The organism is Streptococcus sp. 32226D021BW, assembly GCF_053545015.1.
The window spans coordinates 1-5,180 of the sequence record NZ_JBPPVC010000029.1 but is presented as its reverse complement, the minus strand read 5'-3'; the positions used below and the strand labels follow the sequence as shown (position 1 = coordinate 5,180).

The window sequence follows — 5,180 nt, the reverse complement described above, 5'->3', positions numbered from 1 at the left end:
TGGCTCGGTAGCTCAGTTGGTAGAGCAATGGATTGAAGCTCCATGTGTCGGCGGTTCGATTCCGTCTCGCGCCATTAATTTAATATTTGGAGAGATAGCGAAGTGGCTAAACGCGGCGGACTGTAAATCCGCTCCTTCGGGTTCGGGGGTTCGAATCCCTCTCTCTCCATACCTTTACGGGCATAGTTTAAAGGTAGAACTAAGGTCTCCAAAACCTTCAGTGTGGGTTCAATTCCTACTGCCCGTGTTTTATGGCGGGTGTGGTGAAGTGGTTAACACATCAGATTGTGGCTCTGACATTCGGGGGTTCGATTCCCCTCACTCGCCTATTTTAATATTGGGGTATCGCCAAGCGGTAAGGCAAGGGACTTTGACTCCCTCATGCGTTGGTTCGAATCCAGCTACCCCAGTTAAACTATATGCCGGCGTGGCGGAATTGGCAGACGCGCTGGACTCAAAATCCAGTGTCCGCAAGGACGTGCCGGTTCGACCCCGGCCGCCGGTATAGTTGAAAAAGACAAGGTTTCTTAGCCTTGTCTTTTGTTTTGTGCTTTTCATTTCCTTCTTTAAGGGACTCCTTGTCAACTGTAGTGAGGAGATGTGTGCTAACATTTATAGGTTGTTTTATCTGCCATTAGTTTGATCTGAAAAATTATAGAGCGAAGGGGTTGGTTAGTCAGTAGTAGGGGCTAAAGATATCTATTGTAGGGCTGTTATAAATTATGAGGTGATATATAGGATTGCATTCGTTATATGTAGTTGAAATTTTGTAAATAATTTTCATATTTTCCTTGTCTTTTCTTTTTTTCTATGATATACTTAACAAGTTAATTAAGGAGTTAAGGGAATTGTATGAGTCATCTTGCATCACAGATTGAAAAATATTTACATGAAATTGTTTTAAGCTCTGAGAACCAATTAGAGATTTTAGTTGGTACTTGTCAGAGTTCAGTCAAATTAACAAATACGCAAGAGCATATTTTGATGTTGATTGAAAAGGCTGCCTATACCAATACGGAAATTGCTAAGGAACTGAATGTTAGCCAGGCTGCAATTACCAAAGCAACAAAAGCTTTGGTAATGCAGGGACTTTTGGTTGCCGTAAGGGATAAGAAGGATGCTCGTGTTGTACGTTTTAGTTTGACAGAAGCAGCTAAGCCAATCGCGGCTGAACATGCCCGTCATCACGCTCATACTTTGGAGGCTTATGAGCACTTGTTGTCGCGTTACAGCGAGAGTGAACAAGAAGTCATCAGTCGCTTTATGAATGATTTAGTGGAGAAAATTAGAAGATAGATGAGATATATAAGTGTGGAGGATTTATCCTTCTATTATGATAAGGAACCTGTATTGGAACATATCCATTACCACTTGGATAGTGGGGAGTTTGTTACTCTAACTGGAGAAAATGGAGCTGCTAAGACAACTTTGATAAAGGCTACCTTGGGTATTCTAAAGCCTAGGATTGGAAAAGTGACCTTTGCAGAGAAAAGTGTTAAGGGCAAAAAGTTGCGCATGGCCTATTTGCCTCAGCAGATTGCTAGCTTTAATGCTGGTTTTCCGAGCACGGTTTATGAATTTGTAAAATCAGGTCGCTATCCACGTCAGGGTTGGTTTCGTCGGCTTACTGGACATGATGAGGAACATATTCGGATTAGTTTGGAAGCAGTAGGTATGTGGGAACACAGGGATAAGAAATTGGGGTCTTTGAGCGGGGGACAGAAACAACGTGCTGTCATTGCCCGAATGTTTGCTTCGGATCCGGATATTTTTATCCTAGATGAGCCAACAACGGGTATGGATGCTGGAACCAAGGATGCTTTTTACCAACTCATGCACCATTCTGCTAAGAAGCATGGTAAGGCTGTTCTAATGATTACGCATGATCCGGACGAACTGAATCAGTATGCAGATCGAAATATTCACCTGGTACGTGATCAGGCTTCTCCTTGGCGTTGTTTTAACGTCCACGAAGCGGATGAGGAGGTGTCCAATGCTTGATTTATCTGTTTTCAACTATGATTTCATGCAAAGGGCCTTTCTAGCCATTATAGCCATGAGCTTGTTTTCGCCTGTTCTGGGAGTTTTTCTCATCTTGAGAAGGCAGAGTCTGATGTCGGATACTCTCAGTCACGTTTCCTTGGCTGGTGTGGCTTTTGGTCTTGTTTTGGGGATTTCTCCAACGCTTTCGACGGTTCTGATTGTCATTGTGGCAGCGGTATTTCTGGAATACCTGCGGACCATTTATAAAAACTTTATGGAAATCGGGACGGCTATTCTCATGTCGACAGGCTTGGCTATTTCCTTAATTGTTATGAATAAATCGGGTGGAAAGTCGGGTCTTAGTCTAGAACAATATCTGTTTGGTTCAATTGTGACCATTAGTCAAGAGCAGGTATTTGCCTTATTTGCTATCGCTGTGATTGTTATTGTATTGACCTTGCTGTTTCTACGGCCTATGTATATTTTGACCTTTGATGAAGATACAGCTTTTGTGGATGGCTTACCTGTGCGGGCGATGTCCATTGCTTTTAATGTGGTGACTGGTGTCGCCATTGCTCTCATGATCCCTGCAGCGGGTGCCTTGTTGGTGTCGACCATTATGGTTTTACCGGCCTCCATTGCCCTTCGCTTAGGAAAGAGTTTTAAGGCAGTTATCTTGATTGGTATGCTGGTTGGTTTCTTGGGAATGGTTACGGGCTTGTTGACATCTTACTATGCAGAAACACCTGCTAGTGCAAGTATTACCTTGATTTTTATCAGTATTTTCTTACTGGTGAATGTGATGCAAAAATTAAAAAAATAGGAGTATATATGAAAAAAATTGGTTTGTTATTCTTGTCTGCTTCAGCCTTATTGTTAGCTGCTTGTGGCAATAGCACAGCTTCTCAGGAAGATGGCAAGTTGGATATCGTCACGACTTTTTATCCTGTTTACGAATTCACGAAACAGGTAACAGGAGATGAAGCCAATGTAGAGTTGTTGATTAAAGCAGGGACAGAGGTCCATGGTTATGAGCCTTCAGCTAAAGATATTGCCCGTATCCAAGAGGCAGATGCATTCATTTATGAGAATGAAAACATGGAAACGTGGGTCCATGATATTGAAGATTCGGTGGATACAGAGAAAGTAGATGTTATCAGTGCAACTGAGGGAATGTTGCTCTTGCCTGGTGGAGAAGAGGGGCACGAGGAGCATGATCATAGCGAGGAAGGACATAGCCATGCTTATGATCCGCACGTATGGTTGTCCCCAGAACGTGCCATCACACTTGTAGAGAATATCCGTGATAGTTTGATTGCAAATTACCCAGATAAGAAGGCTGTTTTTGAGAAAAATGCTGCTGCCTATATTGAAAAGTTAGAGGCTTTACATTCTCAATACACTGAAACCTTGTCCGTGGCTAAGCAAAAATACTTTGTAACTCAACATACTGCCTTTGCATACTTGGCTTTGGATTATGGCTTGAAACAAGTTTCTATTACAGGTGTTGCTGCGGATGAAGATCCAACTCCGACTCGTTTGGCTGAATTGACTGAATATATCAAGCAATATGGTATTAAGTATATCTACTTTGAAGAAAATGCCTCAAAATCTGTAGCTGAAACACTTGCCAAAGAAACAGGTGTTCAACTGGATGTCTTAAATCCTCTTGAAAGTTTGACGGACGAGGCGATGAAAAATGGCGAAGATTATATTTCTGTAATGGAGGATAATCTAGTAGCACTTGAAAAGACTACTTCCCAAGCTGGTTCTGAAATTTTGCCAGAAGAGGGAGAGGTGACAAATAAAACTGTTTATAATGGTTATTTTGAAGATAGCGCTGTGAGAGATCGGACTTTGTCAGATTATGCTGGCGAATGGCAGTCTGTTTACCCATATTTGCTTGATGGCACGTTTGACCAGGTTTGGGACTATAAGGCCAAGCTCAAGGGTGGTATGACAGCTGAAGAATACAAGACTTATTACGATACTGGCTACAAGACAGATGTCAATCAGATCAACATCACAGACAACACCATGGAATTTGTAGTGGGTGACAAGTCTTATAAATATACTTACAAGTACGTTGGGTACGAGATTTTGACCTATAAGAAAGGTAACCGTGGTGTTCGTTTCTTGTTTGAAGCAACGGATGCTAACGCTGGTGACTACAAGTATGTGCAATTCAGCGACCACAATATCGCACCTGTAAAAACAGGTCACTTCCATATCTACTTTGGCGGAGAGAGCCAGGAAAAACTGTTGGAAGAATTGGAAAACTGGCCGACTTACTATCCAGTTGGTTTGACTGGTTTGGAAATTGGTCAGGAAATGCTGGCTCACTAACATATGAAAATAGACCGAGTATCTTGCTCGGTCTTTCTTCTTGACATTTTTTGACTACAAATGTAAACTGATTGTAGAAATGTGATTGGAGGTGAGTTTGTGGAGCAGACGATATCTGCTGCGGAGTGGCAGGTCATGCGGGTCTTATGGGCTCGGCCTGGTGCAACTTCGCAGGAAATTATTCAGGCTTTGCAGGAGGGTTTTGATTGGCAGGCAACGACCATTAAGACACTCTTGGGGCGGCTGCGGAAGAAAAATTATTTGAGAATGGCTAAGGAAACTAGCAAGTACCACTATTATCCGCTGATTAGTGAAGAAGAACATTTGCAGGGGCAGGTGGAGCTCTTACTAGCTACCATATGTTCCACAAAACAGGGGCAACTGGTTGAAAAACTGCTAGACACAGGGATATTTTCCCAAAAAAGCCTTGAACATCTAGCTAGTAAAATAGCCCAACTACAAAAGACTGCACCTGAGCGAATTGCTTGTCGGTGCTTGGCAGGTCAATGTACCTGTGGACATCATACAAAAGGAGATTGAATATGAAGCAAACCTTGAAATTGAAAAATTTATCCTGTCAGAATTGTGTCAAACATGTGACCAATCACCTCTTGGATTTGGACGGGGTGGAAGAAGTGAAAATTCAGCTGGATCAGCAGTTGGCGGAAGTGGAAACTTCGGTGGCCTATGATTTAGAGCGATACCAAGAGATGCTGGATGATACCATCTATGAAGTAGAAGAGTTGGTGTAAATAAAATAAAAAGCAGCTGTCGTGTACTGACCCCCAAAAGTTGGACAAATAATTATTGAAAGGATTTAGTTCTGTATTGGACAGGACTAAGTCCTTTTA

The 5,180-nt window shown here is 42.3% G+C and carries 6 protein-coding genes and 6 tRNA genes; all 12 read left to right on the top strand.

Annotated features, from left to right (window positions below; all coding sequences use genetic code 11):
• Position 1: 1 nt before the first annotated feature.
• The 12 genes from ACEE44_RS10250 to ACEE44_RS10195 all read left to right on the top strand — a co-directional run bounded on the left by ACEE44_RS10250 (position 2) and on the right by ACEE44_RS10195 (position 5,081).
• Positions 2 to 74: transfer RNA gene (locus tag ACEE44_RS10250), tRNA-Phe, on the top strand.
• 14 nt (positions 75 to 88) lie between these two features.
• A tRNA-Tyr gene (locus ACEE44_RS10245) sits at positions 89 to 169 on the top strand.
• Between the two features lie 7 nt (positions 170 to 176).
• A tRNA-Trp gene (locus ACEE44_RS10240) sits at positions 177 to 247 on the top strand.
• A gap of 7 nt (positions 248 to 254) precedes the next feature.
• Positions 255 to 327 (top strand) — tRNA-His (locus ACEE44_RS10235).
• Between the two features lie 11 nt (positions 328 to 338).
• Positions 339 to 410 (top strand) — tRNA-Gln (locus tag ACEE44_RS10230).
• Positions 411 to 421: 11 nt separating this feature from the next.
• Positions 422 to 505, top strand: a tRNA-Leu gene (locus ACEE44_RS10225).
• A 347-nt stretch (positions 506 to 852) separates the two neighbouring features.
• Positions 853 to 1,296 (top strand): zinc-dependent MarR family transcriptional regulator, encoded by a 444-nt coding sequence (locus tag ACEE44_RS10220; protein ID WP_449172157.1) that lies wholly within the window; start codon positions 853 to 855, stop codon positions 1,294 to 1,296.
• On the top strand, positions 1,297 to 2,001 hold the full coding sequence (locus tag ACEE44_RS10215) for a metal ABC transporter ATP-binding protein (protein ID WP_332413287.1): 705 nt from the start codon (positions 1,297 to 1,299) through the stop codon (positions 1,999 to 2,001). It abuts the gene before it with no gap.
• Positions 1,994 to 2,806 (top strand): metal ABC transporter permease, encoded by an 813-nt coding sequence (locus ACEE44_RS10210; protein WP_172090732.1) that lies wholly within the window; start codon positions 1,994 to 1,996, stop codon positions 2,804 to 2,806. Before ACEE44_RS10215 ends, ACEE44_RS10210 begins: the two co-directional genes overlap by 8 nt.
• Before the next feature lie 8 nt (positions 2,807 to 2,814).
• Positions 2,815 to 4,329: a zinc ABC transporter substrate-binding protein AdcA gene (locus ACEE44_RS10205; RefSeq protein WP_449172156.1), complete on the top strand. Its 1,515-nt coding sequence runs from the start codon at positions 2,815 to 2,817 to the stop codon at positions 4,327 to 4,329.
• Positions 4,330 to 4,428: 99 nt separating this feature from the next.
• Positions 4,429 to 4,869 (top strand): CopY/TcrY family copper transport repressor, encoded by a 441-nt coding sequence (locus tag ACEE44_RS10200; RefSeq protein WP_449172155.1) that lies wholly within the window; start codon positions 4,429 to 4,431, stop codon positions 4,867 to 4,869.
• Between the two features lie 2 nt (positions 4,870 to 4,871).
• Positions 4,872 to 5,081 carry a heavy-metal-associated domain-containing protein gene (locus tag ACEE44_RS10195; RefSeq protein WP_172049584.1) on the top strand — a complete coding sequence of 70 codons (210 nt, stop codon included), beginning with the start codon at positions 4,872 to 4,874 and terminating at the stop codon, positions 5,079 to 5,081.
• Positions 5,082 to 5,180 lie beyond the last annotated feature (99 nt).